This is a genomic window from Novosphingobium sp. BL-A-41-Hi4A-0G (assembly GCF_055521735.1).
The window spans coordinates 2,008,563-2,034,104 of the sequence record NZ_CM145501.1 but is presented as its reverse complement, the minus strand read 5'-3'; the positions used below and the strand labels follow the sequence as shown (position 1 = coordinate 2,034,104).

The window sequence follows — 25,542 nt, the reverse complement described above, 5'->3', positions numbered from 1 at the left end:
TTTGCCGGTCGAGGGCGAAGTCAGACGGGGGAATGACCATGGAATGGATGCTGATGCCGTACAGGCGCCTTTATGGCGCCATTGCCGGACGCTCGTCACGGCGCGAGTTCTGGATGTTCACTTTGCTGAACTTCATCATCGTCGCAGCGTACATTACCCTTTTCGCAATGGTCTTCGGTGCAAGCGCCTTCGCTCCGGAAAACCTGCAGGCAGGCCTGCTCGGTGGCGGCGTCGCGATCATGCTGCTGCTGTTCATCCCGCTTTATCTCTGGGCGATCGTGACCTTCCCGGCGATGATCGCGGTCACCATCCGGCGGTTCCACGATCTCAATCTGTCGGGCTGGCTCTATGTCCTGTTCGCGGTGCTTGGCTTCGTGCCCTTCGTCAACATCCTGTCGTCGCTCGGCCTGCTGGTGATGATGTGCATCAAGGGCACCGATGGCACCAACAAGTACGGTGCCGATCCGACGCAGCCTGACGATCCGTCGGACGTGTTCGGCTGATGACAGGAGGGATGATGGATTGGCCCACCCGGCGCAGTCCGCTGGACTGGGCTCTGCTGCCCTATCGCCGTTACGCCCGGTTCTCCGGCCGTTCACAGCGGGCCGAGTACTGGTGGTTTACAGCGCTGTTCGCGTTCGCATTTGTCGGAGCGACTGTGCTGGTCTGGCTCGCTGGAGTGGACGTTCCGGCCCTCCTGATCCAGAAGGAGCCGATTCGGGTAGACCAGCTCTTCATCAATCCTCTGGTTGATGTGGTGATCGGTGTGTTCGGGGCCTTTTTTGTTGGTTCGCTGGTCCCGTCGCTCGCAGTTTCGATCCGTCGCTTGCACGATATCGAACGCAGCGGCTGGTGGTATCTCGGCAATACCATCGCGTCGGCGCTGCCGGTGGTCGGCATTTTCTTCAAGGGCGTCTACATCGCCTACATGTGCCGCGACGGTACCACTGGTCCCAATCGCTACGGTCCCGATCCCAAGGACAGGCGCGAGGTCGACCTTTTCTCCTAAAGCTCGCGCAGCACCTGTGCCGGTCGGGTTCGCAGCAGCCCGACCGAGCCTGCCACCGCCAGCACCATCACCAGCGCCACGCCGCCGCCCAGCACGCCAAGGATGCGCGGCCAGTCGGGCAGCCAGTCAAACTCGAACAGCAGCACGATCACGCCCCAAGCGACGCCCGTGCCAAGCACCAGCGCTACGCCTGCCAGCAGCGCGCTGAGCAGTCCGTATTCCGCCAGCAGCAGCACCAGTAACTGCCGCCTGCTTGCACCCAGCACGCGCAGGATCACGTTGTCATAGGTCTTGCGCTCTCGCGCCGCCGCAATCGCGCCCGCGAGCACCGCCATCCCGGCAAGGATCGCCACGCTTGCTGCCGCAAGGATCGCGGTGCCCATCTGCGACAGGATCTCGCGCGCCTGCCCCAGCACCGGCCCGATCTCGATCACCGAGCTTGAGGGCAGAGCCTTCACAAGGCCGCCCAAGATCGCGCGACGCACTTCTGGCGTCTTCGCGCCCTCCGGCAGGCTGATTGTCGCCGCAAGGTTGTGTGGCGCATCGGCAATCGCATTGGGGCTGAACACCAGCACATAGTTGAAGCCCATGTTCTCCCAGTCGATCCGGCGGAACGAGGCGATTGTCGCGCTGCGCTCCACGCCAAGGATCGACACCGCAATCCTGTCGCCCAGCTTCAGGCCCAGCGCCTCGCGCAAGTCATCGTCCACCGATACCAGCGGCTCGCCAGAGTAGCCTTTGGGCCACCAGTCCCCGGCGGTCAGCACGTTGCCTTCGGGCAGTTCGTCCGAATAGGTCAGCCCGCGATCCCCGCGGAGTGGCCAGGCGTTCTCGGGTATCTCCTTCAGGTCCGCCACGCGCGTCATCGCGTTTTGCGGGCCATAGGCGATGATCGAGCCACGCAAGGCTGGCACCTTGCGAATCGCCGCATTTGGCGCTGACGCTTGCACGATCCGGTCGAACTCGGCTGTCTTTCCCTGCGGCAGGTCGAGCACGAAGTAGTCCGGCGCCTTGTTGGGCACGCGCAATGCGATGTTGCCGTCGAGGCTGGTCTGGACCCCCGCCAGCAGCACGAAGGCGGCAAGCCCGAAGCCCAGCGCCACCACCAGCGCCGACGTCTGCGCGCCCGGCCGGTGCAGGTTGGCCAGCGCCATCCGCGCAATCGCGCCCTTGGGCCGCGGCAGCTTCGCCGCCAGCCGCTGCAACCCCCAGCCGAGCGCGGAGAGGAGCAGGAACAGCGCTGCTGCGCCGCCAAGGAACCCGGCCGCCAGCAGCTTCTGCGGCGCGGTCAGCACCGCCAGCGCCACGATCCCGCCAAGCCCCAAAGCGACGGGCAGCACCGCGCCCTGCCAACCACCCGCCAATGGGCTGACCCGCGCTCGCATGAGCGCCATCGCCGGAAACGCCTTGGCCCGCGCCAGCGGCGGCGCGGCAAAAGTCAGCGCGATCAGCGCGCCATAGGCCGCCGCAATCGCCAGCGCGCCCCAGTCCAGCACGAAACCTGCCTCTATCGGCAGCAGTCCTTGCAGCGCTTTCCCGATCAGCGGCGTGATGCTCACCCCGATCACCAGTCCGCCAAGAATCGCCAGCGACGATGCCGCAGCCAATTGCAGCAGGTAGATCCGCGCAATGTCTCCGCCCGAAGCGCCCAGAATCTTGAGCGTGGCGATACTCCCGCGCCGCGCTTCAAGGTAGGAATTGACCCCGTTGCCGATGCCGATCCCGGCAATTGCCAAGGCCGCCAGCGCCACCAGCACGAGGAACTGCCCCATGCGCGAAACGAACCGGTCGAGCCCCGGCGAGGCCTTCTCGCGCGTGCGCACCTCGTATCCCGCCAGTGGGAACTGCGCCTTGATCCGCTCGCCAAGCGCTACCGCATCGGCACTCGCGGGCAGCTTCACCCGCAGCTTCGTGCGCACCATCGATCCGGGCTGCACCAGCTTCGAGGCATCGAGCCCGGCCTTGCTGACAATCACCGTCGGCCCGAGCGAGAAGCCCTCGGCCAGCCGATCGGGTTCGGACCCGATTACCCCGCCGACGGTTAGATCCGCTTCACCCACCCGCAATCGGTCTCCAACGCCAACGCCCAGCCGATCCGCCACGCCCGGCGCAATCCACGCGGCCATGCCCTCAGGCGCACCCGCTGCCTTGCCGCCCTCAAGCGTGAACTGCCCATAAAGCGGCCACTTGCCATCGACCGCCTTCAACTCGACCGGCGTCGTGCGCGTATCATCGGAAGGCACACGCGCCATCGCCTGCAATCGCGCCCCTTCCGAAACCTCGCCCAGCGCTGCAATCGTGGCGCGTTCGTCTGGCGAGGGCATCCGCGCCGCCAGCGTGAATTCCAGATCCCCGCCCAGCATCTCGCGCCCACGCGTCGCCAGCTCGCGCTCGATCGCGCCGGTCAGCGTGCCGATGGCAGACAGGGCGGCGGTCCCGAGGACAAGGCACACCAGTAGCAGTCGCAGGCCCTTGAACCGCCAGTCCAGCCCGCGCCGCGCCAACGCCCATGCGGCGCCCCACGAAAGGTTCACGCGCTGATGTCCGAGACGATGTGGCCATCGGCCAGCCGCACGATCCGCCCGCACCGCGCCGCCAGCGCCTCGTCGTGCGTGACCATGATGAAGGTGGCCCCGGCTTCTGCCGCACGGGCAAACAGAAGGTCGGCCACCGCTTCGCCGGTTGCATGATCGAGATTGCCGGTCGGCTCGTCAGCGAACAGGATCGCAGGCTTTGGCGCGAGCGCACGCGCGATCGCCACGCGCTGCTGCTCCCCGCCCGAAAGCTGCGCCGGATAGTGATGCATCCGATGCCCGAGGCCGACCGCAACAAGCTCAGCCTCTGCACGCGCCATGGCATTCGCCATGCCTGCCAACTCAAGTGGCGTCGCCACGTTCTCCAGCGCCGTCATCGTCGGCAGCAGGTGGAAGGCCTGCAACACGATCCCGATCCGTCCGCGACGCGCTGCTGCAAGGCCGTCTTCGTCGAGCGCGGTGAAGTCTGCGCCCGCCACATTGAGCAAACCACCGCTCGCCCGCTCCAGCCCCGAAAGGATCGCCAGCAGCGACGACTTGCCTGAGCCGGATGGCCCCAGCAGTCCCACCGTCTCGCCCGTACCAACGGAAAGATCGATCCCACGCAGGATTTCGACCCGCGCCTCCCCACTGCCAAGCGAGAGGGTGAGGGCCGAGGCGGCGATTACCGGTTTTGGGGTGCTTGTCACGGGCCTCACGTGGCATAGATTGGTTGCAGCGTGCAACCGGCACTTGGGGGCGCGCCCGAGGAGTTTCAATGCGCCGCTACGCTGTTCTCGCCACGCTTCTAATCGCAGCATGTTCGCCAGAGCAGGCACCCGCACCGCAACCATCGACTTCTGCAACGGCGGCAGCGCCAGTCCCCGTCAACGCCCCGGTGATCCTTGCCTTCGGTGACAGCCTCTACGCCGGATACCAGCTCAACCCCGGCGAGGGCTATCCGCCGCGCCTCGAAGTCGCGCTCAACGCTTCGGGCGTGCCTGCTCGCGTGGTCAATGCAGGCGTATCGGGCGACACGACCGCTGCCGCGCTCCAGCGCCTGACCTTCACGCTAGACAACCAGCCCGTAAAGCCAACCCTCGCGCTCGTCGGGCTCGGCGGCAACGACATGCTGCGCGGGCTGCCCCCGGCCGAAACCCGCGCCAATCTCGACGCGATCCTGACCGAGTTCGACAAGCGGCAGATACCGGTCGTCCTCACCGGAATGCTCGCCGCGCCCAATCTCGGCGCGGACTACCAGAAGCAGTTCAATCCGATCTGGCCCGAGCTTGCGAAGAAGCACAAGGCAGGCCTCGTCCCGTTCTTCCTCGCCCCGGTTCTAGGCAACAAGGCGCTGATGCTGGAGGACAACGTGCACCCCAATGCGCAGGGTGTGGACAGGATCGTGGCGGCGACGAAGGACCAGGTGGCGCAAGCGCTGAAAGCGGCGACAAAACCCTAAGCTCACTGCTCCCCCGCGCAGGCGGGGGCCTCAGGCGTTTTACGCAAATCTTCCGTAACAGCACCGAGGCCCCCGCCTGCGCGGGAGAGCAGGAAACTATTGCGGATGGACCACCCCATCGCGCACCGACCACACCGCGCTTTGATCTGCAATCTCGGCAAAGGGGGCCATCTCCGTCCCCGTCATCCAGACCTGCGCCCCACTCTGGGCCAGCCGTTCGAACAGCGCCGACCGCCGCACCGGATCGAGGTGCGCGGCGATCTCGTCGAGCAGCAGCAGGCGAGGGCGCTCACCCGAAGTCAACCCAGCATGCGCGAGCACGATGGCAATCAGCATCGCCTTCTGCTCCCCGGTCGAGCAATCCGCCGCCGGGGCATTCTTGGCTGCAAGCGTCACCGCCAGATCATCACGATGCGGCCCGGTCAGTGAGCGCCCCGCAGCGCGATCCCGCCGCCGCCCTTCGCGCAGCATAACGCGCAAAGCATCGCTCTCCAGCGGCACTTCGCTGGCATAGCGCAGCGAAGGCCGCGCAAAGGGCTGTTCCGGCACCGTCTCCAGCTCCCGCCCGAGATCAGCCACCAGCGCCGCCCGCGCCGCCGCCATCGCCGCGCCGGCCTCAGCCATCTGCGCTTCGATCCCGTCAAGCCACAGCGGATCTGGCTCGGCAGGTTCGCCCAGCAGACGGTTCCGCTCGCGCAATGCCGTCTCGTAGCGCGTGGCATTGCGCGCGTGTCCGGGCTCCCGCGCCAGCACCAGCCGGTCCAGAAACCGCCGCCGCGATCCGGCGCTTTCGGCAAAGAGCCGATCCATTGCGGGCGTCAGCCAGGTGATCGAAAGCCACTCGCCCAGACGCGCCGCCGGGCCTTCCGCCCCGTTTATCCGCACCATGCGACGGTTCGGGGCCGAAGCATCGGTCGATGTGCCGATCTGCACGCCCCCGTCCTCCATCTCCGCCGCCACGGCAAACCCGCCGCCGCCATCGCGCCCGGCCATCTCCGCCGGCTGTGCCCGCCTGAGGCCCCGCCCCGGCGCAAGCAGGCTGATGGCTTCGAGCACATTGGTCTTGCCCGCGCCGTTCTCCCCCACCAGCACATTGAACGCACGCATTCCCACCAGCCGCGTCGCGGCATGGTTGCGAAAATCGCGCAAGGTGAGGCGGGTGAGGGACATGATCCGTCGGCGTTAGGCGGTTTCAGGGCAAAGTGAAACCTTACCCCCGTCACTCAACCCTTATCACTCAGCCCATGCTTCTTCATGCAATGGCGCAACTGGTCGTAGGTCAACCCGAGGGCTTTTGCCGTCTGCCGCTGGTTGAAGCGGTTACGGCCCAGATGGTGTTCGATGATCGCGCGCTCGTGCGCATCCACCGCGGCGCGCAAGTCTGCCACGCTGTCGAGATCGCCTGAGGGGGCTGCCGCACGCACCGGCGCGCTCGCTCCGCTTTCCACCGTCTCCGGACGTGTCGGCGCGACCGGCTTCCACGGGCTCTCGAACGGATCGAATTGCACGTGGCCGATCGGCTTGGTCCAGTCGTCCCAGCGATAGACGGCGCGCTCCACCACGTTGCGCAACTCGCGCACATTGCCGGGCCATAGGTAGTCTTCCATCGCCTTCTGCACCGAAGCCGAAAAGCCCGGCCAGGAATCCCAGTGCAGTTCCGCGGCCATGCGCCGCCCGAAGTAGTCCGCCAGCACCGCAATGTCGCCTTCGCGCACCCGCAGCGGGGGCAGGGTGATCACCTCGAAGCTCAGCCGGTCGAGCAAGTCCGGGCGGAACCGGCCTTGCTCGGCCATCTTCGGCAGGTCCTCGTTCGTCGCTGCAACGATGCGCACGTCCACCCGCACCGGCTTGCTCGATCCGATCCGGGTGACTTCGCCATATTCAACCGCGCGCAGCAGGCGCTCCTGCGCACCCATCGACAGTGTGCCGAGTTCGTCGAGGAACAAAGTGCCCTTGTCCGCCTCCTCGAAGCGTCCGGTCCGCGCCCGCGTCGCGCCGGTGAAGGCACCTGCCTCGTGCCCGAACAGTTCGGCCTCGATCAGCGTCTCTGGCAGGGCCGCGCAGTTCATCGTCACCAGCGGCTCGGTCCAGCGCGAGGACAGGCGGTGGAGGCGTTCGGCGATCAGTTCCTTGCCGGTCCCGCGCTCCCCGATCACCAGCACAGGGCGACGCATCGGCGCGGCACGGCTCGCGCGCTCGACTGCATCGAGGAACGCGCCTGATTGGCCGATGAACTGAACTTCCCGATCCATGCCACAAGATTAGCGCATTTTCCCAAGTCTCGGCAAGAATTCCCAACATTAAAGGAGGGTGAAGCCCCAAAACTGGCGGATTTCCGCGCTATCCGCAGTTTGGCACGCGCCTTGCTCTACCATGAACATCCGGCAGCGAGCAGGGACGAACTGACAAGTAACCCGCCGAAAGGTCACGAAAATGTACACCGCTCGCTTCTTCTCCACCCAGCTCGGCCGCGCCAGCCTTGCCAGCATCGGTGCGATGGTCGTGATGTGCTGCTTCGCCCTGACCCAGCAGGTGAACGCCGTCCCCACCGTCATGGCCTCGAGCGCTGCGATCACCGGTGAGCTGGCATGATGGCTGACGAGCTCACCCCGATCCGCTCCGAACTTCAGGAGGGTGGCCGCACCACCCGCCTCGATGCGGAACTGGATCGCCTTCGCAATTTCAGCAATGGTGGCGGCAATGGCCAATCCCGCCCCCTCTTCACTCCCGGAGTCAACCTGATGGGTATTTTCTCGCGGACTCGCGACATCATTGCCGCCAATTTCAACGACTTGCTTGATAAGGCGGACGATCCTGCCAAGATGATCCGGATGATCATCATGGAGATGGAAGAGACGCTCGTGGAAGTCCGCGCTTCGGCTGCCCGCACCATTGCCGATCAGAAGGAAATGGGCCGCCACGTGTCCAAGCTGGAACGCCTTCAGGCCGATTGGTCGGAAAAGGCTCAGCTCGCGCTGTCAAAGGACCGCGAGGATCTGGCCCGTGCCGCTCTGGTCGAGAAGAAGAAAGCCGCCGACATGGCCGACCAGCTCAAGACCGAGATCACCGTGCTCGACGATGCGATGCGCGCCTACGAGCAGGACATCGAGAAGCTGCAGACCCGCCTGCGCGAAGCCCGCAGCCGCCAGACCGCGATCGCCGCGCGCCTCGAAAGCGCCGAAAACCGCGTCCGCCTGCGGTCCTTGCTCGCCAGCGAGCGCGTAGACGAGGCAATGGCCCGCTTCGACCAGCTCGAACGCCGCGTAGACTACGCCGAAGGCCGCGCCGACGCGCTCAGCCTCGCCGATGGCAACACCAAGCCCAGCCTCGCCGACGAGATCGCCGCGCTCGCCGGGCAGGACAAGATCGACGAGGAACTCGAAGCGATGAAGCGCCAGCTCGGAAAGGAAGCCTGAGCCATGGACGACATGATCCCGGCCATCGCGATCGTTTCGATCTTCGTTGGCCTGCCCTGGTTGATCCTCCACTACATCACCCGGTGGAAGACCGCACCGACGCTGACAACGGGCGACGAGGCGCTGCTGGAAGAACTCTACCAGCTTGCTCGCCGTCTCGATGAACGCATGGACACCGTCGAGCGCCTCGTCGCTGCCGACAATCCCGAATTCAAGCCCGCGCGGATCATGCATGACCGCGAGACCGACAATCAGAAACTGCGCGAACTCGACCGGATGTTCGCCGAACAGGGAAGGACCTCGAAGTGAACAGCCCACGCACCCGCTTCTATCGCGACAAGGTCAACGGCAAGTTCATGGGCGTCTGCGCCGGGGTTGCCGATTACACCGGGGTCGACGTGCTCTGGGTCCGCCTCGGCGTCGCCCTGTCCACGGTCGCCGGCATGGGATGGCTCACCATTCCGGGCTACTTCATCCTCGGCTTCCTTGCCAACAAGAAGCCCGGCCATCTCTACGGGGACCGTCAGGAGCAGAAGTTCTGGCAGGGCGTACGCCAGTCGCCCACCCGCACTGCCCGCGAGATCCGTGCCGAATTCCGCGACATCGACCGCCGCCTGGCCGATGTCGAGAGCTTCTACGTCAATTCCAACCCGCGCCTCTCGGCCGAAATCGAGAAGCTGCGCTGAGAGCACTACCGACCTGAGGGGACTGAATACCATGAACGTAGCTGAACTCGGTGTGATGATCCCAATCATTGCGCTTTGCATTCCGATCGTCGCGATCTGGACCAAGCATCGCACCAAGATCGCCGAGCTGCAGATCAAGGCCACCGCCGAACTCAGCGCCGAAAAGGCCGCGCAATACGCCCAGCACACCCGCGAACTCGAAGAGCGCGTCCGCGTGCTCGAACGTATCGTCACCGACAAGGGCTTCGACACCGCAGCCCAGATCGAGGCGCTCCGTCGTGACAGTGCCGCGCTCGAAGACAGGAGGCAGTAATGAACTGGGGTGGTCCTGAATTCGTCCTCGCCATCATCGCGATTTCCACCGGCGGCTGGGTGATCAACAACTGGATCCGCGCGCGTCACGGCTATGCCCTCGAAGACGAGTGGGGCGGCAAGACCGACCGGGCCGACCAGGACGCCTACGCCAAGCTGCGCGAGGAAAACGCCTTCCTGCGCGACCAGCTGGACAAGACGCACCAGCGGCTCGCCAATGTCGAGGCCATCGTCACCGACAGCGGCTTCGACGTGTCCCGCCAGATCGAGGCGCTGCGTCCGGCCCAGGAGAAGGCGCAATGAACGAGGATGTCGTCCTGACGCTGGTGTTCATGGTCATCGTCCTGCCGATCGTGCTCGGGATCGGTGCGGATATCTACAAGCGCCGTCTCGCCTTCCGGGAGCGCGAACTGGAACTGCTCTCGAAGCAGACGGCTGAAAAGGCCGCCCAGTACGCCGCCCAGGCTGAACGCCTCGAACAGCGCGTCCGCGTGCTTGAACGCATCGCCACCGAGAACAATTCCGACCTCGCGCTTCAGATCGAGAACCTGCGCGACGTCAAGGTCAACTGAGGACTGCCGCAGTGAGCTTTGGAGCCACCTTGGTCGCTATCGTCGCGATCATCGCCTTTGCCCGGATACGCATGAATCGCGACAACGCCCAACGCGGGTTCCGTGATCAGCCACCGGTCGACCCCGCCTACACCGCCAGCCTCGAACGCGAAGTCGCCGACTTGCGCAAGCGGCTCGAAGTGCTCGACCGCATCGCCACCGACGAAGGCGAAACCCGCCGCCTCTCGCGCGAGATTGAATCCCTTCGCGACCGTTGAACCGCGACAGGCAATGCAACAAGGAGTTGCCGACATGACCTCGGATATCGCCCTTGCTCTCTCCGGCCTCACCGGCCTCGCCATGGTCGCCCTCGCTGCCCTGCGCGGCTGGGACGGCTGGCTCGCCCTCAAGCGCATGGAACTCGAACGCATGGAAACGGGTGACGCAGGAAGCCTCATCGAACTTGCCGACATGCGTGAACGCCTGCGCAAGCTCGAAGCCATCGCTGCAGGGGTGGACCTGTGAGCCGCCACACCGAAGGCGCCGCCAAGGCCGGCATCGGTCTCGGCTCGGCCATCGCTGTCTCCATTTCGTGGAGCCTGCACAAGTCGATCATCTGGGCCCTCGTCCACGGCGTCCTCTCATGGATCTACGTGATCTGGTACGCCCTGACGCGCCCCGGTGGCCTTTCGGGCTAGCTTCCAACCATTCCACCACAACCGTCACCCCGGCGAAGGCCGGGGCCCATAACCTCGCGGTCAGGCATGACATCAGCGTAATGGATCCCGGCCTTCGCCGGGATGACGCGAAGTTTGTGGTGTGATTGACCAATCGCACTCTCCCACACACACCCTCCCTCCCACGCACAACTCTCGTCACCCCTGTGAACCGCCCCGGCTTTCCCGGAGGCTCCTATCTGTGAGAAGGAGCCACGATGAGCGCTACAAGGAACAAGTTCTCGCCTGAGTTTCGCGACCGTGCGGTGCGGATGGTGGAGGAGCACCGGGGAGATTACCCGTCGGAGTGGGCGGCGATGACGTCGATCGCCGGGAAGGTTGGCTGCACGACCGAGACACTGCGCCGCTGGTGCCGTGAGGAGGCGAGCCGACGAGCAGGGCCAGCGGCGCAGGCTGTCAGTGATCGTGATCGGGTCAAGGCCCTGGAGCGCGAGGTCAAGGAACTGCGCCGGGCCAACGAGATCCTTCGCAAAGCCTCGGCATATTTTGCGCAGGCGGAGCTCGACCGCCACGGCAAATGGTGATGTCGTTCATCGACGCTCACCGGAAGGAATTGGGTATCGAGCCGATCTGCCGGGAACTGGCAATCGCCCCTTCCTCCTACCACGAATATGCCGCCCGCCTTGCCGATCCCGGCAGGCGCCCCGCCCGTGTCCGGCGCGATGACGAGATGCGCGAGGCGATCAAGCGCGTCCACGAGAACAGCTTTGGCCTCTATGGTGCCCGCAAGGTCTGGCACCAGATGCGCCGCGAGGGGATCAAGGTGGCCAAGTGCACCGTCGAGCGGCTGATGCGCACCATGGGCCTGGCAGGCGTGCGCCGGGGCAAGACGACGGTGACGACCATCAGCAACCCCAAGGCACCGTGCCCGCTGGACAAGGTCAACCGCGAGTTCCGCGTCAGCCGGCCCAATGCGCTGTGGGTGGTCGACTTCACCTACGTCCATACCTGGGCCGGGTTCGTCTATGTCGCGTTCGTGATCGATGCCTTCGCCCGCCGGATTGTGGGCTGGAAGGTCAGCACCAGCGCCACGGCGGGCTTCGTACTGGATGCCCTGGAGCAGGCGATCCATGCCCGCAGGCCAAGTCCAGATGATGGCTTGATCCACCACAGCGACAGGGGCGTTCAATACCTGGCGATGAACTACACGCAGCGTCTGGCCGAAGCCAACCTCGTGCCGTCTGTGGGCAGCGTCGGCGACAGCTATGACAACGCCTTGGCCGAGACCATCAACGGTCTCTATAAGGCCGAGGTCATCTGGCGGCAGCGCTCATGGCCGAGCGCATCGGCCGTGGAAATGGCAACGCTGCGCTGGGTGGACTGGTTCAACAATCACCGCCTGTTCGGACCCATCGGGCACATCCCACCCGCCGAAGCCGAAGCCAACTACTATGCGGCCAACGAGACCCTCGATATGGTCGCATGACTCAATTGAAAATGCCTCCGGGAAAGCCGGGGCGGTTCACGGCGCAGGCCGGGGCCCATGACCTCACGGTCAGGCAAAACATCAACGCAATGGATCGCTTCTTCCGCCGGGATGACGCCGAAGGAGGGAGCGCCTTGATGCTATGCCCACACAGGCCATGGACGCCACCCCAACCGCTCGCTAATGCCGCTCCATGCGCAGCCTTGAAGACATCCTCGAAGAGTACGAATTCCTCGACGGCGACGAACGCTACCGGCTCCTGATCGAACTCGGTCGCGAGCTTGAAGACATGCCCGATGCCCTGAAGACCGATGCCACGCTGGTGCGCGGATGCTCGGCCAGCGTCTGGGTCTATCCCACGCAAGGCGAGGGCGGAAAGCTCCACTTCCTCGCTGACAGCAATGCCGCGATCACCAAGGGCATCGTGGCGCTGGTCCTCGCCGCCGTGCAGGACAGGCCCGCCGCGCAAGTGGCCGGAACCGACATCGCCGAGGAACTTGCTCCGTTCGACCTGAAGAAGCAGCTGTCCTCGAACCGCACCCAAGGCGTCCCCAACATGATCGCGCTGGTGCGAGAGCACGCCGCGCGCATCGCCGCCACGGCCTGACGGCGGGGCAGGGGACTTGCGCCGCCACCTCTACCTCGCAGGTGGCGTCACTTGCGTTGCCTTGGGCGCGATCGGCGCATTCCTGCCGATCCTGCCCACGGTCCCCTTCCTGCTCCTCGCCACCTTCTGCTTCGCCCGCTCCAACCCCGCGTGGGAGCAGCGCCTGCTTGATCACCCCCGCTATGGCCCGCCCTTGCGCCAGTGGCAGACCCGTCGCGCCATCTCGCGCAAGGCCAAGCAAGGCGCACTGATCGCAATGGGTGCAGGCGTTATTCTCACTGCGGTAACGGCAGGATGGCCGTGGGTGCTGATCCCGGTCGCCGTCATGGGCGTCACCGGCACCTGGATATGGACCCGCGCGGAATGAATGCACCAGTGGCACAAGGACGGATCGTCAGCGTGCAGATGCTGCGCCTGATCGCCGCCAGCCTGGTGCTCCTGCTTCATGCCGAACTCATGGGCTATCATACCGGCCGCTTTCTCGGCGTGCAGCTTTCCCGGCCAGAATGGCTGACCAAGGGCGCCTTCGGGGTCGACCTGTTCTTCGTCATCTCCGGCTTCATCATGGTCCATTCCTCGCAAGGGCTGCACGGCAAGCCGGGTGCGCGCCAGACCTTCCTGTTGCGCCGACTGCTTCGGATCGTGCCACTGTACTGGGCGGGCACTCTTGCCATGCTGGCGTGGCTCACAAAATACGGCCCTGTGCCGGACTCGCGCGGACTGCTCGCGTCGCTGCTGTTCGTCCCCTACGTCTCCGATACCGCCGCCCACCGCATCGCCCCGCTGCTCGAGGTCGGCTGGACGCTCAACTTCGAGATGCTGTTCTACCTGAGCTTTGCCGCCGCGATGGCCGCCAAGGTGCGCGGCACGACCCTGCGTCTGGGCCTCGCGCTTGCGGCTCTGGTCGCCATCGGCAGCGCGGTCGTCCTGCCCATGCCGCTGTGGTACTGGACGCGGCCGATCCTGCTCGAATTCGCAGGCGGCATGGTGCTGGGCCTACTCTACCTGCGCGGCATGACGCTTCCGCCGCTCGCTCGCGTTGCCATGCTCGCAATTGCCGTTGCACTGGTGGCCTATGGCGAGATCGACACTGGCCCGCGCATGACCGGCTGGGAGCGTACCCTGACATGGGGCATCGCCGGAGCCCTCATGCTCGCCGCCACCGTCCTCGGCCCGCTAAAGCTCTGGCACGCCGCCCTGTGGAACCGCGGCGGCGACATTTCCTACGCGCTCTACCTCGTCCACATTCCGCTGATGCTCGCCGTGCAGATGCTCTGGCGCCATTTTCGCTGGCCCTATGGTCCCGGCCTCGAAATCGGTTTCATCGTTCTGGTCTGCACCATTTCAATCATGGTCGCGCACCTGGCGCACCGCTTGTTCGAGCGACCAGTCACCTGCTGGCTCCAGAGCCATCTGACGCTTGCGGCTTAGGTACGGGGGCAGAGCGCGTGCAGTCTGGCCCGTGCTTGCTCGACTGACAGGAACCCAGGTGGCGCAGCTTCGTCAGCCGTGGTAAAGCGCGGGTCATGGGAGAGATCGGGGCCGGGCCTTATCCATGCATTGCCGGTCAGCGTCACGCCGGTGATCGGCTCGCCGACGATTGACCGGAATTCTCGAGCATTCGCCCCCATCCTGAAGGAGTCGATCACGCGGTCGGGGGGTACGTCACTGCCATGAATGGCGTTGATATAGGCGAAAGCTTCATTGTTGCTGATCACGTTCCCCGTCGGTTGCCGGCCTTCCAAAGATCGGAATGCGCCGATCCACGCGGGATATTCGTTTCGCCAACCCAGCACCACGTTCCTGTCGATCTTCGCATTGTCGAGGCCATACATGGCAATGCCATGATAGATCGACGGTCTGACGAAGTTGCACGAGACCGTCACATCCCTCCACCTTCCGATGAAGATATTGATGCCTTGCAGGTTTTTGGAATGTCGGCTGACCGTATCGGAAAGGCAGATGTTCCCGGTAATCGTGACGCGCGAATACGAGGGATTTGCAGCGCTCGTCTGGCCCTGCATGCAATCGGGATGCAGGGAATCACCCGTCGGCCAATGATCTGCAATGACGTTGTCGGCGATGAGGATATCATTGCCTGAAAAGTCCACGCCATCGACCGAAAATCCGCGAATATCGTTGCGTGCCACCGTCACCCGGTCCGACTGGTAGATGACGAAGCCGAAGCGCACGTCGCGGATTTTGCTGTCCTCGAAGCTGATGCAGTCGCCCGCCAGCAGCGCCCCGCTATCGCCTTGCCTCGCCCAGTCGGCGGGAGACGAACTCGCGATGCTACCCGGCCCATCCAGCGTCATCCCGGCGAAGCGGATGTCGCGCGATATCTTCACGTCGGGGCGGGGGCGCGTCGTAACCAGAAAACCCTGTGCTTCGGAACGTGCAGGCGCCACCACCAGATTGCGGAATGTGAAGTTCCGGGCATCGGCCACCGAAATGCCATCGACTTGCGCTTTTGCGCCTGGCGCGGCTGTAATGGTGATAGGCTGATCGTTGGCAAGGCTCGCGATCGCAATGCGTCCGTGGTTTCCAGTCCTCAGCATGATCGTGTCGCCACCATGGACCACGGCGCGCCCGTTCAGGCGCAACGGGATGTCGCGCCAGCTGCCTTTTGCCTTGGCGACCAGCTTTTGCGCCAGCGTCGCATCGCGGATGTGGTCGCCCACAAGGCCGTCGCCGAGCACCTTCGATAGACTGCGCCAGGGCCGCTGGAATGAGCCATCTCCATCATCGCGACCCGCTACGGGATCGACGAAGAAGGTCCTGCCTTTGGCACCGGGTAATGCGGTGAAGCATTGCCTCGGTCGAAGCTCAGAGGCCGAGCTTGCTGTCCCTGCTGTGAAGCCGACCCCGGCCAGCATGATCAGGCCGACCAAGGCCGAGAGCAGCGCCAGCCGCTTGCGCGCGCGGTTTCCCAATGCGTTACCCCATATACTGAAAGATATGTTACCGAGATAACTAAAGGAATGGCTCCGCAAGTCGAAGCGAAAATTCGCCTGCGGCATGCTTATCGACCAGGATTGACATGTTCTTATTTTGTTCCAAATCCGATATGAACCACCTGGACTCGAAGAAATTGGATTCGCACGATGATTTCGCTCACCGTGGGCCCGGCAGGCTCCGGCACTGACTGGCTAGGCTGGACCGCTTCGGTCCTCGGCGCGCTCGCATGGCCGCTGGCTGCGCTGACGATAGCCCTGATCTTCCGCCGCCCTCTGTTGACCCTGCTGGCGCGGCTCGACGAATTGAGTTGGGGCGACAAGTCGGCCCGCTTCGCGCAGCGGCTCGATCGCCTCGAATCCGAAGCGCCGCCGCTGCCGCCGGAGCCCGAAACGGGTCCGGAACTCGCGCTTTCTGGCGATCACGGTCGCTTCCTGCAGTTGCTGGATCTATCGCCCAACGCCGCCGTGCTTGACGCTTGGTCGCGCGTTGAAGATGCGCTCACCGCGCTTGCCCACGATCACCAGATCGCAAGTCCCGATGCCGCCGAAGCCAGCCGGGCGCTTGGCAGGCGCGGCATATTGCCGGCCCGGACGCTCGGCATGATCGGCGAGATGCGCGCACTACGTAACGCCGCCGCCCACAACCAGCCCATCTCCGTCTCCGACGCCCTGCGCTTCCGCAATCTGGCCAAAGGCGTACTGAACGAGATCAGGCTGGCCTGAATTGTAAGAAGAAAGACTTGTCGGATCTTCGGGCTGTCGTATTCAGCCAGTATATGGAGCTTATCTTCGAATTCATCTTCCAGATCTTCGGCGAGATATTGCTGCAGGTGCTGTTCGAGCTGCTTGCGGAGCTTGGCTTGCGCGCATTGGCTGATCCACTCAGAAAGCCCCGTACTCCGGCGTTCTCGATCGTTGGATATACTTTATGGGGCTTGATTGCGGGTGGGATCAGCCTGTTTCTGTTTCCTGCTTCGGCCATCCGGAACCCTGCGTTGCGCGCAATCAACCTTGCGGTCACGCCTCTCGCCATCGGTGCATTCATGGCTCTGATTGGCAGGGCTCGAAACAAGCGGGGTCAGATGCTTGTCCGGCTCGACAGCTTCGGTTACGCTTACCTGTTCGCGTTCTCGATGGCGCTCGTACGCTTCATCTGGGCGAGCTGAGCGCTCAATCCACCGCTTCCCGCAGCACCGCAATCCCCTGCTCGCGTTGCGCCCGCAACTCCCGCTTCAGCGCCAACGGATCGCGCGCGATGATGAAGCCGAAGCTCACCCCGCCCTCCTTGCCGATGGTTGCATGGTGCAGCTTGTGCGCCTGCACCAGCCGCTTGGCATAGCCGCGCTTCGGCACCCAGCGGAACCAGCGCTGATGGACAAGCCCATCGTGCACCAGCGTATAGATCGCCCCGTAAGCCATCACGCCAAGCCCGATGAATGTTGCCGGCCACCACGCCTCGGCCCCCATGACCAGCGGACTGCCCAACATGAAGAAGCTGATCGAGATCGCCGCGCCCACCACCGCATAAAGGTCGTTCTTCTCGAAGAACCCCTCATGCGGCTCGTGATGATCGCGGTGCCAGCCCCAGCCGAAGCCGTGCATCACGTACTTGTGGCTGGACCACGCAACGAATTCCATGACCAGCACGGTGGCAACGATGATCAGGATGGCAACAAGCGTCTGCATGGCCGTGCCATACAACGCGCAAAGCCTCCCCGCGACACATTCTTACACTTTGCCCGAAAGTCGCGACGCCTCGTTTGTCTGCCGTTCAGCCGCGCAAGACCACTATGTCCTCACAGACCAATGAGGAGCTTATCCCATGCGCAAGACCATTCTCGCAGCCGTTCTCGGAACCCTCGTCGCGGGCGTAGCCACCCCGGCGCTCGCTCACGACAATGACCGCTACCCCGGCGGCAACCGCGCCGAAGCTGCCTACATGACGCCGGGCCGCAACGCCGATGTCCGCCGCGACATCTGGCAGCTCGACAACCGCATCGACCGCGCCCAGCGCAACCGCGCCATCTCCCCGCGCGAAGCCCAGGGCCTGCGCCGCGACGCGCGCGACCTCAAGGCAACCTACAATCGCTACGCCGACCGTGGCCTGTCGTCGGGCGAATATCGCACGCTCGAACGCCGTGTCGCCAACATCACCCAGCGCCTGCGCGCCGAGAAGTGGGATCGCGACGGACGTCGTGGCTGAAAGTAAGCGCAGGGCGTAACAAAATTGCGCTTTGTGGAACCAAGGCCCGCCCTTTCCTGCTTGAATTGCGGGAAGGGCGGGCCTAACCGCTGTGCCCATGTCGAACTCTGCAGCACCCCGCACACTCTACCAGAAGATCTGGGACGCCCACGTCGTCGAACAGCGCGACGATGGCACCGCGCTCATCTATATCGACCGTCACCTCGTCCACGAAGTGACCAGCCCGCAGGCCTTCGAAGCCTTGCGCGCAGCCGGTCGCAAGGTGCGCCGCCCCGATCTCACGCTCGCCGTGCCGGACCACAACCTGCCCACGACCGCGCGCCGCACGGCTGACGGAAAGCGCGTTCCCATTGCCGATCCGGAGTCGGCGCAGCAGCTCGAAGCGCTGGAGCGCAACGCCCCCGCCTTCGGCATCCGCTACATCGGCGATGCCGACGCAGAGCAGGGCATCGTGCACGTCGTCGGACCGGAGCAGGGCTTCTCGCTGCCCGGCGCGACCATCGTCTGCGGTGACAGCCACACTGCCTGCCACGGCGGCCTCGGTGCCCTCGCTTTCGGCATAGGCACCAGCGAGGTCGAGCATGTGCTCGCCACGCAGACCCTGCTGCTCAAGCAGTCCAAGTCGATGGAAGTGCGCGTCGAAGGCACGCTGATGCCCGGTGTCACCGCCAAGGACGTCGTCCTGCACATCACCGGCGTATTGGGCGCGGCGGGCGGCACCGGCTCGGTCATCGAATACACCGGGCAGGTCATCCGCGACCTGTCCATCGAAGGCCGCCTGACCATCTCCAACATGGCCATCGAGCACGGCGCCCGCGCCGGGCTGTGCGCCCCCGATGAAAAGACTTTCGCCTACCTCAAGGGCCGCCCCTACGCGCCCAAGGGCGAGGACTGGGACAAGGCCGTGGCCTGGTGGAAGAGCCTCGCCACCGATCCGGGCGCAACCTACGACAAGGTCGTGGTGATCGATGCCAAGGACATCGCACCTTCGGTCACCTGGGGCACCAGCCCCGAAGACGTCCTGCCGATCTGCGGCCTCGTCCCCGCGCCCGAAAGCTTCGCCGATCCGTCCAAGCAGGAAGCCGCCAAGGCCAGCCTCGCCTACATGGGGCTGACCCCCGGCCAGCGCATGGAAGACGTCGAGGTCCAGAACATCTTCATCGGCTCGTGCACCAACAGCCGCATCGAAGACATGCGCGCCGCCGCCGCCGTGCTCAAGGGCCGCAAGAAGGCCGACAACGTCAAGTGGGCGATCGTCGTTCCCGGCTCAGGCCTCGTCAAGAAGCAGGCAGAGGACGAAGGGCTCGACAAGATCTTCACCGAAGCCGGCTTCGAATGGCGCGAGCCCGGCTGTTCGGCCTGCCTCGGCATGAACCCCGACAAGGTGCCCGCGGGCGAACGTTGCGCTTCCACCTCGAACCGCAACTTCGTCGGACGGCAAGGCCCCGGCGCGCGCACCCACCTCGTCAGCCCGGCCATGGCAGCCGCCGCCGCCGTCACCGGCCGCTTGACTGACGTGCGCAAGCTGATCGGCTGACGCAGCCGTGGCAGGCCTTCCGACAGCCGCGCTCCAGCTCGCCGGGTTTCTCATGGCCCATGCGTTCTGGACCGCGTCGGACCTGCCGCCCGGCGGCCACTACCAGCCGCAATCGCTGTGCATGCGCGCTGACGGCAACCGCCAGCTCCAGACATTTGAGGGCGCAACCCCGAAGGATCAGGACGACGCTGCCCGTGCCTTCATCACCGGCGGCGCGGCGCAATGGCCCGATTGCGCCATCGCCCGCCAGGTCAAGGTCGGCACGCCCACCGGCGATGTCGACGCGCTGGTGATCGACGTCGTCCAGTACGGGGGCAGCGTGATGACTGTGGTGCAAGCCTTCCGCCCCGGCCCCCAGGCCTTCCGCCTGTTGGGTGACGAGCTCATGCTCGGCGACAACGGCCCGCTTCCCCCGCTCCCCGCCGCCCAGGCCGCCGCCGCCATGCGCGAAGGCGCGCTCGACCACCCCGGACTCGGCGACAAATGGGAACAATGGGAAACCAACCGCGACCCGGTCAGCCCGCTGGTTCAGAAGTAAGACTGGCCCACTTCCCCAACCCCGCTCATGCTGAGCTTGTCGAAGCATGGCACGCAACCGTGGTTCCGGCACCCTTCGACAGGCTCAGGATGAGCAGAGCGTGGGGACGAAGCGTCCTGCCCCCGATTTACAACGCCCCGCCCGAAGCTTAGCCTCCCCACCCAAACCAAGGAGGGGTGAGCCATGGACATGATCAAGGGCGTGCGCGTGCCCGAACGCGTCTATCGCGGCGTGCTCTGGCTCGTATCCATTGTGTTCGCCGGCTTCATCATCGGCCTCGGCAATCTCGTGATTGGCGATCTGCCGATGGTCGAGGAGCAAGTCTATACTGCCCCTGCCGACGACACCCCCGCGATCCGCGCCGTCCGTGAGGAAATCCGCAAGATTGCCGACAGCAGGACCGCCATCGACGACAAGCTGGAAATCCAGCGGCTCCAGCTTGAACAGGCGCAGCGCCAGTCAGGCACCGCTAATGAAACCTTCAAGGCCTGGATTGCCGCGCGCACCGCTACCACCAACCCCCAGCAGGACCCCGAAGTCCTCGCCCGCACGCGCGAACTCGAACAGCTCAAGGCCAACGAACGCGCGATCCAGCAGGCCATCGCCGCCCTCGAGAACCAGCGCGCCCCGCTCGACCAGCGCGAGAACGCTTTGCGCGGTGAAGAGAACCGCCTGATCACCGACGCCATCCCCGCGCAGGAACGGGCGATGTTCTGGCAGGAACTGCGAGTCTTCGCCTTGCGCTTGGCCATCACCCTGCCGATGCTCGTGGCCGCCACGTGGATGGTGGTGAAGAAGCGCAAGAGCGATCACTGGCCGCTGATGCGCGGCTTCGTGCTGGCTGCCGTGTTCGTGTTCTTCGTCGAACTCGTGCCCTACCTCCCCAGCTACGGCGGCTACATCCGCTACATCGTCGGCATAGTCCTTACCTTTGCCGCCGGGCACTTCCTGATCAAGAACATGCGTGCCTATCTCGCGCATCGGCAGGAGGTCGAAGCCCAGGCCGAACAGGACCGCCGCGCCCGCGTCAGCCATGACGAGGCGTTCAAGAAGATGGCCGCCAAGGTCTGCCCCGGCTGCGACCGACCGATCTCGACCACGGGCGAGGCCGAAGCCAACTTCTGCGTCCACTGCGGCATGACCCTGTTCGACCACTGCCACAGCTGCAACACCCGCAAGATGGCCTTCTTCCGCTTCTGCATGACCTGCGGCACGCCTGCCAAGGACGAGGCGGCTCCGTTGCCGACATGACGACCCGCAAGGCTTCCTTCGCCCCTGTCACCGACGAGCGCACGCAAGTCCTCATCCTCGGCAGTCTGCCCGGCGAAGCGAGCCTTGCCGCCGCGCGTTACTATGCCAACCCGCGCAACCAGTTCTGGCGTCTGGTCAGCGCAGTGATCGCCGAGGACCTCGAAGCGAAGGCATACGACCAGCGCCTCGAAACGCTGCTCGCCCACGGCATCGGCCTGTGGGATTCGATCGGCTCGGCCACCCGGCGCGGCAGTCTCGATACCGCCATTCGCGAGATCGCGCCCAACCCGCTCGCCACGCTCGCAGCCTCGCTTCCCGCCCTGCGCTGCATAGCCTTCAACGGCGCGAAATCGGCGAGCGTCGGCGCGCCGCAACTGGCCGGGGCAGGGGAGTTCACCCTGCTGCGCCTGCCCTCCAGCAGCCCCGCCCACGCCGCGCTGACCTTCGAGGCCAAGCTGGCGCAATGGACGAACTTGCGGAAATTCCTCGCCTGATCCTTGCAATCGTCGCGCGACCGGCCAATCTTCGTCTCCAGATTCAAGGAGTTTCAAGCGTGACCAAGAAGACGGACTGGACCGGCAAGGCAGCCATGGCGGGCGCGGCAATCGGCTCGGCAGCACTGGCCGCCGCCCTCCTCTACGCCTCGCGCCGCAAGGAACGCGCCGAAAAGACCGAACCCAAGGCCCCCCCGGTCGACACACCCGAGACGGACTGAGTTCGCGGGCTTAATGGGCCCCGGCCTCCGCCGGGGCGACGAAAATGAGAGAGCATCTCTCCTGCCCCCGTCATCCCGGCGAAGGCCGGGATCCATAACCTCGCCGTCACGCAACTATCTTGCGCCAAAAGCCTCCACAAAACGGGCATTGCATCACCAAACCCGCAAGCTATAGCGACGCCATGGAACCGGTGAAGCAGATCGAAGGACGGGCCATCCCGTTCGGCCGCAAGAACGTCGATACCGACGTAATCATCCCCGCCAAGTGGCTCAAGACGATCACGCGTCAAGGCCTCGGCAAAGGCGCGTTCGAAGCCCTGCGCGCCGATCCCGACAACATCTTCGACAGCGCCGAATTCTCCGGCTCGCCCATCCTCATCGCGGGCGACAACTTCGGCTGTGGCTCGAGCCGCGAACACGCCGCCTGGGCGCTGGGCGACTTGGGCATCAAGGCCGTAATCGCCCCGTCGTTTTCCGACATCTTTTCCGGCAACGCCTTCAAGAACGGCATTCTCACCGTCGTCCTGCCGCAGGAAGCGATCGACCGCCTGATGGAAGTCGCGCAGACCGATCCCGTCTCGATCGACCTTGAAACACAGACCGTCACAACCCCGTTTCAGGACCGCTTCACTTTCGAGATCGACGCCTTCCGCAAGCATTGTCTGCTGAACGGCCTCGACGAAGTGGGCCTGACCATGGCCCGCGGCGATGCCATCTCCACCCATGAGGCGAAGATGCGCGACAGCCTGCCCTTCCTTGCCCGTGGCACGGATGCCGTAGCGGCAGCTTAATTGCGCGTTTAACGGGGCTTCCCAAGCCCGCCAAAACTTGCTTCCCTATCGCCCAAGCGGATTGATTCCGCACAGGCTTTAGGGAGAATGATCGATGAAAGCTCTACGCACCCACGCGGCGGGCGGCCCCGAAACCCTCGTGCTCGACGACCTGCCCGATCCGGTGCCGGGCAAGGGCGAAGTGCTGGTGCGCGTCCGCGCCTGCTCGATCAACTTCCCCGACACGCTGATGATCCGCGATCTCTACCAGTTCCGGCCGGAGCGTCCCTACGCACCGGGCAGCGAACTGGCGGGCGAGATCGAGGCGCTAGGCGAGGGCGTCACCGGCTGGGCCGTGGGCGATCGCGTGATCGCCATGATCGGCAATGGCGGCCTCGCCGAAAAGGTCGTCGCCCCCGTCGCCCGCCTCTTCGCGCTGCCCGAGGGTGTCGACTACGCCACCGGCGCGTCGCTTCTGATGACCTACGGCACCACGATCCACGGTCTCAAGGATCGCGGCCACATCAAGGTGGGCGATACCGTGCTTGTCCTTGGCGCAGCCGGCGGCGTCGGCCTTTCCGCCATCGAACTCGCCAAGGCCTTCGGCGCCCGCGTGATCGCTGCCGTCTCCAGCGAGGAAAAAGCGCAAGTCGCGCGCGAGGCTGGCGCGGACGACGTCGTGATCTATGGCCGTCCACCCTTCGACAAGGCCCAGTCCAAGGCCCTTGCCGACCAGTTCAAGGCCGCCTGCGGCCCGAACGGCGCGAACATCGTCTATGACATCGTCGGCGGCGACTATTCCGAGCCCGCGCTGCGCGCCATCGCGTGGGAAGGCCGCTTCCTCGTCGTCGGCTTCCCTGCCGGCATTGCGCGCATGCCGCTCAACCTCACCCTGCTGAAATCCTGCGACGTCTGCGGCGTATTCTGGGGCGGCTTCACCACGCGCGAGCCCGAGAAGTTCAAGGCGCAGGTCGCCGAACTGTTCGACCTGCTCAAGGCCGGCAAGATCAATCCCCGCGTCTCGCAGCGCTACACGCTCGACCAGGGCCGCGAAGCCATCGCCCTGCTCGAAAACCGCCAGGCCATGGGCAAGGTCGTCGTCGAAATGATCGGCTGACCTCTGCTTCTCCCCTCCCGGATGCGGGAGGGGAGGGCCTGTCTAGCCCTCACGCTCCGCCGAATAGACCGGCAACCCCAGCCGCCACCAGATCGCCGCACCCCGCAGCCCGAACCCGGCCACCGCCGCCACCGGCCACACCAGCCCCCGGTCCAGCCCCAGCACCGCGCCGCCTGCGCAAAGCACGGACGAGAGCGCCGCTGCCGTCACATACAACTCCGGCCGCATCAGGATCGAGGGCCGCCCTGCCAGCACGTCGCGGATGATCCCGCCCACGCACCCGGTGATCACCCCCATCAGCACCGCAGGCACTGGCGGCACGCCAAACGCCAGAGCCTTGGCCGTCCCCAGCACAGCGTAAGCGCCGAGCCCCGCCGCGTCGGCCCATTCCAGCACAGGCCAATTTTTGACGGGAGCTTCCCACCAGCGATGCGGCGTGAACCAAGCGACCAGCGCCACGCCAAGGCACACCGGCGCCACCCACGGATCGCGCACCCAGAACACCGGCGCTCCGATCAGCAGGTCGCGCACCGAACCCCCGCCCACGCCCGTCACCAGCGCAAAGAACGCCATCGTCACGAACGTCTGCCGCAATTGCGCCGCGAGCAGCGCGCCGGTCAGCGCGAACACCGCAATGCCGACAAGATCGAGCAGCCCGATCAGCGCGGAAAGGTCGGCACTGGGCATATCAGGCATCGAATCCGGCCTCCTGCGCCAACAGTGCGACGAGTTCTCCCGCAGGCATCGGCCGCGCCCGCGCAAAGGCCGTTCCCGCCCAATGCGCGCCCCAGCCGGGTTCGCCCGCAGCCTTAGCCGCCCCGATCAGCGCCTTGCCCGCATCGTAAGTCATGGGGTAGCCCGGAATCGTCGCAGAAGTCTCCTTCGCCCAAGCCACGAAGGCATTGTCCAGACACCGTGCCGGTCGCCCGGAAATCGCCGCCGTCAACGTCGTTCCCGCAGCCTCGGTCAGCAAGACACGATAGCCTTCGTCCGCCGCGCTTTCCGGGCAGCCGACGAACGCCGTGCCCATCTGCACTGCATCCGCTCCAGCAGCCAGCGCTGCACGAATGTCCGCCCCATCCATGATCCCGCCCGCGGCAATCACCGGAACCGCGATCGGCTCGGCAAGCTGTCGCACCAGATCCAGCGTGTCCAATTGCGCATCCGGCACAGCAGGATCGAACACCCCGCGATGCCCACCTGCCTCGAACCCTTGCGCGACGATGGCATCCATACCTGCCGCCACGCCCGCCTCGGCCTCGGCCAAAGACGTCGCGCTCGCAAACAGCAGGCACCCCCGCGCCTTCAACGCCGCCACCGCGTCGGGCCGGGGCAGACCGAAATGGAAGCTCACCACCGCAGGCGCGGCCTCCACTAGCACCGCCAGCATGTCCGGATCGTCGTTAAGCGAGCGATAGATTTCGCGCAATTCCCGAGGCGGTTGCACCCCGAACCTGTCGAACAGCGGCCCCATCGCCGCAATCCACGCCTGTTCCAGCGCAGCATTGCGCTCTGCCTTCCTGTGCACGAAGGCATTGACGTTGAACGGCCTTTTGGTCCTCGAACGCAAATCCGCAATCATCGCCCGCGCCGCGGCAGCATCCACCGCGCCAACCGCGACTGACCCCAGTCCACCCGCCTCGCATACCGCAGCAGCGAGGGCAGGGGTGGACGTCCCTGCCATCGGTGCCTGCACCAGCGGATAGCGCAGGCCCAATGTGCGTGCGAGGCGCAC

At 65.2% G+C, this 25,542-nt stretch carries 35 protein-coding genes and 1 other annotated feature; of the genes, 27 read left to right on the top strand and 8 right to left on the bottom strand.

Annotated elements, in window-relative coordinates; all coding sequences use genetic code 11:
• The first annotated feature begins 32 nt into the window (after positions 1 to 32).
• Together ACZ1JX_RS09820 and ACZ1JX_RS09815 are read left to right on the top strand one after the other, a co-directional pair.
• Positions 33 to 503: a DUF805 domain-containing protein gene (locus ACZ1JX_RS09820; RefSeq protein WP_465123374.1), complete on the top strand. Its 471-nt coding sequence runs from the start codon at positions 33 to 35 to the stop codon at positions 501 to 503.
• Between the two features lie 11 nt (positions 504 to 514).
• Positions 515 to 1,009: a DUF805 domain-containing protein gene (locus tag ACZ1JX_RS09815; RefSeq protein WP_465123373.1), complete on the top strand. Its 495-nt coding sequence runs from the start codon at positions 515 to 517 to the stop codon at positions 1,007 to 1,009.
• On the opposite strand, the gene ACZ1JX_RS09810 is transcribed toward ACZ1JX_RS09815, so the two are convergent.
• Both ACZ1JX_RS09810 and ACZ1JX_RS09805 read right to left on the bottom strand, forming a co-directional pair.
• Entirely contained in the window at positions 1,006 to 3,543 is a 2,538-nt protein-coding gene (locus ACZ1JX_RS09810) for an ABC transporter permease (RefSeq protein ID WP_465123372.1), read from the bottom strand. The genes ACZ1JX_RS09815 and ACZ1JX_RS09810 overlap by 4 nt on opposite strands.
• Positions 3,540 to 4,232 (bottom strand): ABC transporter ATP-binding protein, encoded by a 693-nt coding sequence (locus tag ACZ1JX_RS09805; RefSeq protein ID WP_465123371.1) that lies wholly within the window; start codon positions 4,230 to 4,232, stop codon positions 3,540 to 3,542. The genes ACZ1JX_RS09810 and ACZ1JX_RS09805 overlap by 4 nt, the downstream gene beginning before the upstream one ends.
• A 68-nt stretch (positions 4,233 to 4,300) precedes the next feature.
• On the opposite strand from ACZ1JX_RS09805, the gene ACZ1JX_RS09800 reads away from it, so the two are divergent.
• On the top strand, positions 4,301 to 4,984 hold the full coding sequence (locus ACZ1JX_RS09800; RefSeq protein ID WP_465123370.1) for an arylesterase: 684 nt from the start codon (positions 4,301 to 4,303) through the stop codon (positions 4,982 to 4,984).
• 96 nt (positions 4,985 to 5,080) lie between these two features.
• On the opposite strand, the gene recF is transcribed toward ACZ1JX_RS09800, so the two are convergent.
• Both recF and pspF read right to left on the bottom strand, forming a co-directional pair.
• Complete coding sequence (gene recF / locus ACZ1JX_RS09795; protein WP_465123369.1) at positions 5,081 to 6,154, bottom strand: DNA replication/repair protein RecF; 1,074 nt, start codon at positions 6,152 to 6,154, stop codon at positions 5,081 to 5,083.
• A 53-nt stretch (positions 6,155 to 6,207) separates the two neighbouring features.
• Positions 6,208 to 7,236 carry a phage shock protein operon transcriptional activator gene (gene pspF, locus ACZ1JX_RS09790; RefSeq protein ID WP_465123368.1) on the bottom strand — a complete coding sequence of 343 codons (1,029 nt, stop codon included), beginning with the start codon at positions 7,234 to 7,236 and terminating at the stop codon, positions 6,208 to 6,210.
• A 181-nt stretch (positions 7,237 to 7,417) separates the two neighbouring features.
• On the opposite strand from pspF, the gene ACZ1JX_RS09785 reads away from it, so the two are divergent.
• The 14 genes from ACZ1JX_RS09785 to ACZ1JX_RS09720 all read left to right on the top strand — a co-directional run bounded on the left by ACZ1JX_RS09785 (position 7,418) and on the right by ACZ1JX_RS09720 (position 14,150).
• Positions 7,418 to 7,576, top strand: coding sequence for a hypothetical protein (locus ACZ1JX_RS09785; protein WP_465123367.1), 159 nt, complete (start codon positions 7,418 to 7,420; stop codon positions 7,574 to 7,576).
• Positions 7,576 to 8,400: a phage shock protein PspA gene (gene pspA / locus ACZ1JX_RS09780; protein ID WP_465126391.1), complete on the top strand. Its 825-nt coding sequence runs from the start codon at positions 7,576 to 7,578 to the stop codon at positions 8,398 to 8,400. Before ACZ1JX_RS09785 ends, pspA begins: the two co-directional genes overlap by 1 nt.
• A 12-nt stretch (positions 8,401 to 8,412) precedes the next feature.
• A complete protein-coding gene (gene pspB / locus ACZ1JX_RS09775) occupies positions 8,413 to 8,709 on the top strand; it encodes an envelope stress response membrane protein PspB (RefSeq protein WP_465126390.1) in 297 nt (98 codons plus the stop codon).
• Positions 8,706 to 9,086 (top strand): envelope stress response membrane protein PspC, encoded by a 381-nt coding sequence (pspC, locus tag ACZ1JX_RS09770; RefSeq protein WP_465123366.1) that lies wholly within the window; start codon positions 8,706 to 8,708, stop codon positions 9,084 to 9,086. Before pspB ends, pspC begins: the two co-directional genes overlap by 4 nt.
• 31 nt (positions 9,087 to 9,117) lie before the next feature.
• Complete coding sequence (locus ACZ1JX_RS09765) at positions 9,118 to 9,399, top strand: hypothetical protein (protein ID WP_465123365.1); 282 nt, start codon at positions 9,118 to 9,120, stop codon at positions 9,397 to 9,399.
• Positions 9,399 to 9,701, top strand: coding sequence for a hypothetical protein (locus ACZ1JX_RS09760; RefSeq protein ID WP_465123364.1), 303 nt, complete (start codon positions 9,399 to 9,401; stop codon positions 9,699 to 9,701). Before ACZ1JX_RS09765 ends, ACZ1JX_RS09760 begins: the two co-directional genes overlap by 1 nt.
• A complete protein-coding gene (locus ACZ1JX_RS09755) occupies positions 9,698 to 9,970 on the top strand; it encodes a hypothetical protein (RefSeq protein WP_465123363.1) in 273 nt (90 codons plus the stop codon). The genes ACZ1JX_RS09760 and ACZ1JX_RS09755 overlap by 4 nt, the downstream gene beginning before the upstream one ends.
• A 29-nt stretch (positions 9,971 to 9,999) precedes the next feature.
• Positions 10,000 to 10,227: a hypothetical protein gene (locus ACZ1JX_RS09750; RefSeq protein ID WP_465123362.1), complete on the top strand. Its 228-nt coding sequence runs from the start codon at positions 10,000 to 10,002 to the stop codon at positions 10,225 to 10,227.
• Between the two features lie 34 nt (positions 10,228 to 10,261).
• Entirely contained in the window at positions 10,262 to 10,474 is a 213-nt protein-coding gene (locus ACZ1JX_RS09745; protein ID WP_465123361.1) for a hypothetical protein, read from the top strand.
• Positions 10,471 to 10,647, top strand: coding sequence for a hypothetical protein (locus ACZ1JX_RS09740; protein WP_465123360.1), 177 nt, complete (start codon positions 10,471 to 10,473; stop codon positions 10,645 to 10,647). The genes ACZ1JX_RS09745 and ACZ1JX_RS09740 overlap by 4 nt, the downstream gene beginning before the upstream one ends.
• Positions 10,648 to 10,883: 236 nt before the next feature.
• Positions 10,884 to 12,112, top strand: a protein-coding gene (locus ACZ1JX_RS09735) for an IS3 family transposase (RefSeq protein WP_465123188.1) whose coding sequence is annotated in 2 segments (ribosomal slippage) — positions 10,884 to 11,172 and positions 11,172 to 12,112 — 1,230 coding nt in all. Because the reading frame shifts where the segments join, the coding sequence is not laid out codon by codon here.
• Positions 11,165 to 11,279: a sequence feature (AL1L pseudoknot), on the top strand. It overlaps the preceding gene by 115 nt.
• A 193-nt stretch (positions 12,113 to 12,305) precedes the next feature.
• Positions 12,306 to 12,719: a SufE family protein gene (locus ACZ1JX_RS09730; RefSeq protein WP_465123359.1), complete on the top strand. Its 414-nt coding sequence runs from the start codon at positions 12,306 to 12,308 to the stop codon at positions 12,717 to 12,719.
• 16 nt (positions 12,720 to 12,735) lie between these two features.
• Positions 12,736 to 13,086, top strand: coding sequence for a YbaN family protein (locus tag ACZ1JX_RS09725; protein ID WP_465123358.1), 351 nt, complete (start codon positions 12,736 to 12,738; stop codon positions 13,084 to 13,086).
• On the top strand, positions 13,083 to 14,150 hold the full coding sequence (locus tag ACZ1JX_RS09720) for an acyltransferase family protein (protein ID WP_465123357.1): 1,068 nt from the start codon (positions 13,083 to 13,085) through the stop codon (positions 14,148 to 14,150). The genes ACZ1JX_RS09725 and ACZ1JX_RS09720 overlap by 4 nt, the downstream gene beginning before the upstream one ends.
• Here ACZ1JX_RS09720 and ACZ1JX_RS09715 read toward each other — a convergent pair.
• Positions 14,147 to 15,739, bottom strand: a complete 1,593-nt coding sequence (locus tag ACZ1JX_RS09715) for a right-handed parallel beta-helix repeat-containing protein (RefSeq protein WP_465123356.1) — start codon at positions 15,737 to 15,739, stop codon at positions 14,147 to 14,149. The genes ACZ1JX_RS09720 and ACZ1JX_RS09715 overlap by 4 nt on opposite strands.
• An 84-nt stretch (positions 15,740 to 15,823) precedes the next feature.
• On the opposite strand from ACZ1JX_RS09715, the gene ACZ1JX_RS09710 reads away from it, so the two are divergent.
• Positions 15,824 to 16,399: a hypothetical protein gene (locus ACZ1JX_RS09710; protein WP_465123355.1), complete on the top strand. Its 576-nt coding sequence runs from the start codon at positions 15,824 to 15,826 to the stop codon at positions 16,397 to 16,399.
• Positions 16,400 to 16,416: 17 nt separating this feature from the next.
• Positions 16,417 to 16,842 (top strand): hypothetical protein, encoded by a 426-nt coding sequence (locus ACZ1JX_RS09705; RefSeq protein WP_465123354.1) that lies wholly within the window; start codon positions 16,417 to 16,419, stop codon positions 16,840 to 16,842.
• Positions 16,843 to 16,846: 4 nt separating this feature from the next.
• Here the strand turns inward: ACZ1JX_RS09705 and ACZ1JX_RS09700 are convergent, their stop codons facing one another.
• Positions 16,847 to 17,362 carry a sterol desaturase family protein gene (locus ACZ1JX_RS09700; protein WP_465123353.1) on the bottom strand — a complete coding sequence of 172 codons (516 nt, stop codon included), beginning with the start codon at positions 17,360 to 17,362 and terminating at the stop codon, positions 16,847 to 16,849.
• A 136-nt stretch (positions 17,363 to 17,498) separates the two neighbouring features.
• On the opposite strand from ACZ1JX_RS09700, the gene ACZ1JX_RS09695 reads away from it, so the two are divergent.
• The 8 genes from ACZ1JX_RS09695 (at position 17,499) to ACZ1JX_RS09660 (ending at position 23,807) form a co-directional block, all read left to right on the top strand.
• A complete protein-coding gene (locus ACZ1JX_RS09695; protein WP_465123352.1) occupies positions 17,499 to 17,879 on the top strand; it encodes a hypothetical protein in 381 nt (126 codons plus the stop codon).
• Between the two features lie 97 nt (positions 17,880 to 17,976).
• A complete protein-coding gene (gene leuC / locus ACZ1JX_RS09690) occupies positions 17,977 to 19,416 on the top strand; it encodes a 3-isopropylmalate dehydratase large subunit (RefSeq protein WP_465123351.1) in 1,440 nt (479 codons plus the stop codon).
• Between the two features lie 7 nt (positions 19,417 to 19,423).
• Positions 19,424 to 19,954 (top strand): hypothetical protein, encoded by a 531-nt coding sequence (locus ACZ1JX_RS09685; protein ID WP_465123350.1) that lies wholly within the window; start codon positions 19,424 to 19,426, stop codon positions 19,952 to 19,954.
• A 183-nt stretch (positions 19,955 to 20,137) separates the two neighbouring features.
• Positions 20,138 to 21,205 carry a zinc ribbon domain-containing protein gene (locus tag ACZ1JX_RS09680; protein WP_465123349.1) on the top strand — a complete coding sequence of 356 codons (1,068 nt, stop codon included), beginning with the start codon at positions 20,138 to 20,140 and terminating at the stop codon, positions 21,203 to 21,205.
• Positions 21,202 to 21,699: a DNA-deoxyinosine glycosylase gene (locus tag ACZ1JX_RS09675; protein WP_465123348.1), complete on the top strand. Its 498-nt coding sequence runs from the start codon at positions 21,202 to 21,204 to the stop codon at positions 21,697 to 21,699. Before ACZ1JX_RS09680 ends, ACZ1JX_RS09675 begins: the two co-directional genes overlap by 4 nt.
• Positions 21,700 to 21,758: 59 nt before the next feature.
• A complete protein-coding gene (locus ACZ1JX_RS09670; RefSeq protein ID WP_144906583.1) occupies positions 21,759 to 21,920 on the top strand; it encodes an LPXTG cell wall anchor domain-containing protein in 162 nt (53 codons plus the stop codon).
• Positions 21,921 to 22,102: 182 nt separating this feature from the next.
• Positions 22,103 to 22,711, top strand: coding sequence for a 3-isopropylmalate dehydratase small subunit (leuD, locus tag ACZ1JX_RS09665; protein WP_465123347.1), 609 nt, complete (start codon positions 22,103 to 22,105; stop codon positions 22,709 to 22,711).
• A 94-nt stretch (positions 22,712 to 22,805) separates the two neighbouring features.
• On the top strand, positions 22,806 to 23,807 hold the full coding sequence (locus ACZ1JX_RS09660) for an NADPH:quinone oxidoreductase family protein (protein WP_465123346.1): 1,002 nt from the start codon (positions 22,806 to 22,808) through the stop codon (positions 23,805 to 23,807).
• Between the two features lie 42 nt (positions 23,808 to 23,849).
• On the opposite strand, the gene ACZ1JX_RS09655 is transcribed toward ACZ1JX_RS09660, so the two are convergent.
• Both ACZ1JX_RS09655 and ACZ1JX_RS09650 read right to left on the bottom strand, forming a co-directional pair.
• Entirely contained in the window at positions 23,850 to 24,503 is a 654-nt protein-coding gene (locus ACZ1JX_RS09655; RefSeq protein ID WP_465123345.1) for a trimeric intracellular cation channel family protein, read from the bottom strand.
• On the bottom strand, positions 24,496 to 25,542 hold the full coding sequence (locus tag ACZ1JX_RS09650) for an NAD(P)H-dependent flavin oxidoreductase (protein WP_465123344.1): 1,047 nt from the start codon (positions 25,540 to 25,542) through the stop codon (positions 24,496 to 24,498). Before ACZ1JX_RS09650 ends, ACZ1JX_RS09655 begins: the two co-directional genes overlap by 8 nt.